Annotated in this window: 3 protein-coding genes; 1 reads left to right on the top strand and 2 read right to left on the bottom strand. The window is 66.7% G+C overall.

Features of this window, described 5'->3' with window-relative positions:
• Positions 1-312 precede the first annotated feature (312 nt).
• Entirely contained in the window at positions 313-894 is a 582-nt protein-coding gene (locus I6U14_RS10380) for a hypothetical protein (protein ID WP_296899094.1), read from the top strand.
• A 211-nt stretch (positions 895-1,105) separates the two neighbouring features.
• On the opposite strand, the gene I6U14_RS10375 is transcribed toward I6U14_RS10380, so the two are convergent.
• Both I6U14_RS10375 and I6U14_RS10370 read right to left on the bottom strand, forming a co-directional pair.
• Positions 1,106-1,696, bottom strand: a complete 591-nt coding sequence (locus tag I6U14_RS10375) for a hypothetical protein (protein WP_296899090.1) — start codon at positions 1,694-1,696, stop codon at positions 1,106-1,108.
• A 16-nt stretch (positions 1,697-1,712) separates the two neighbouring features.
• On the bottom strand, positions 1,713-1,958 hold the full coding sequence (locus tag I6U14_RS10370; RefSeq protein WP_296899087.1) for a hypothetical protein: 246 nt from the start codon (positions 1,956-1,958) through the stop codon (positions 1,713-1,715).
• Between the last annotated feature and the right edge of the window lie 61 nt (positions 1,959-2,019).

Genomic DNA, 2,019 nt, shown 5'->3' with positions numbered 1-2,019 from the left:
GCATCCTGCCCAAAAACCGGACGGAACCCGAAAACGCGGTTTCCGGGTTCCTTCTTTTTCAGATGCTTGCGCGCATAAAAAGAGCAGGGCGTCCCGCCCCGTACGGGAAGCACCAATAAACCGGCGCTTCCCTAGCGGCGATGGCACTGCTCGTATGGAACATTGACGGAGCTTGCTGTCTGTCCTAAAACCGACAATCAGCAGATCCTGATATGGAGCAGCAAGGCCGCTATGGCCCGGAATACCCGCACAACGTCGTCGACAGTCCGCACCCAAGCTGGGCCTCGCACGTCGCGCAACTGCGAGTATCCCATGAACAACGGTCGGGCGCTCCCGGCCACCCGATACCCTGGCGTCGCCCTACGGGCGACCGCGGTGGCTGTGCTCATGGTCAGTGCCTCCATGGCGCAGACACCAGACCAGGCTCCAAGCAGCCACCCACCGACGCCAACCGAGGTAGAGCCCGCCGCCGACATAGCGGACACCCCGGCCCAATCCCGTCCCCAGGACACACCGGCACCGCAAGACCTGGCGCCCCGCTGGCTGGACGCCGTACGCGCGCAGCGCCGCGCGTTGCAGGAGCGCCGCCGCGCCCAGCATCAGGCCCGCCGCCGGGCGCTGGACCCCGTGGGCACAGCCCGCCAGGAGGCGCTGGAGCAGGAATTCCAACGCCGCCGCCAAGAGATGCGGGACATGATCGCTCAGGACCGCTGGCTGTTTCTGAACTTTGGCCCCTGGCTCGCGCCGTTGCCGTCGCCGCCGGGGGCATCCCTGCCATCGGCGACCTCACCGCCGGAGCGTGCAACGGAGCCAAACAGCGCTCCTGACGACTCGCAAGCACCCGTCCACGAGCTGCCGGACTGGGACAACGGTTGGTACTTCCGGGGCTGGTAGCGGCTCTGCAGCTCAGCTGCCGGCTGATTTAACCTCTGGCATAAGCACACGGGATCAGCGGCAGCAGACCGAGCATTCGCAGCCCGCTAGTGAGGTAAAACGGAGAGTAGCGAGTTTCGACAAGCGAGGCTCGAGGAAGAGAAAAGGCATCAGCAGGTGGTTCGCTCGACAATCCGAAAACCGGCGTGCGATGGGTTTATTCGGCGCCAGCCTAGGCGGCCGGCTGGTTGCGCCCCCGGCGCCGGTTGGATTTCGGCGACGGGTCGGCCGTGAGCACCGGCAGGTCCTGCTGGGCGTAGACCAGCTTCTCCGCCTGCTTCTGCTCGCGGGCACGGATCATCTTCTCCTGCCGCGAGCGGACACCGTAGCCTAGGGCCGCGCCGCCCGCCGCGGAGATTGTGAGCAAGCCCAGTGTCATGAGCTGGGCGAACATCAACGCCACACCCACTCCCACGGTGCCGCCGACGGCGAGGCCCGTCTTGAGTGTTGCGCCGCCCGAGGTGCGCTTGCGCTGACGGACAAGCTTGGCCTTGTCCTTTTCTGCCTGGAGGCGCAGCTTCTCGCGCTCCCGGGCATGGCGTTTGTGCTGGCGCGCCACGGCCTGCTCCTTGACGCTGCCGATAACGGAGTCGAACCAGAGCGCCACGAGGACCCCGAGGGTCGCAGCCAGCGCACCGAACAGCCAGCCGGTCTGGTGCAGGTCCGTCATCAGCGCCGTGTAGGTCAAAAGCGCCGTGGCGACCTGCAACAATAGGATGCCGATGAGAAACTTGAAGACACCGCCGATACGAGGCCCCAGCATGGCTTGCTCCCGCCGCTCAGCGGTCCTGTTGCAGGCGGACGCCCGCCAGAAGGCCGGCCGGAGCCGGAGATGGACCGGCTGGCCCGGCCCGCCCCAGCGTGCGCTGACCGAGCATGAACACCCAATCGCCAGCGGGTGGGGGGGTTGCCGTGGCGTCGATGGCACGGTCGGGAAATATGCCGATGAGACGCCCGCGCACCGCGAGCAGGCTCTCCACCCGGCCCGCCGTGTCCGGCGGAATGGTACGGTCGTACGCCTCCACGTAAATGTACTGTCATTCCGGCCCGTAACGCCCCGATCGACGGTGACACACGTGGCGCGGG

Origin of the sequence: Thiohalocapsa sp. (genome assembly GCF_019695415.1) — a bacterium.
Classification (GTDB): Bacteria; Pseudomonadota; Gammaproteobacteria; order Chromatiales; family Chromatiaceae; genus Thiohalocapsa.
This window is presented reverse-complemented; position numbering and strand designations above follow the sequence as displayed.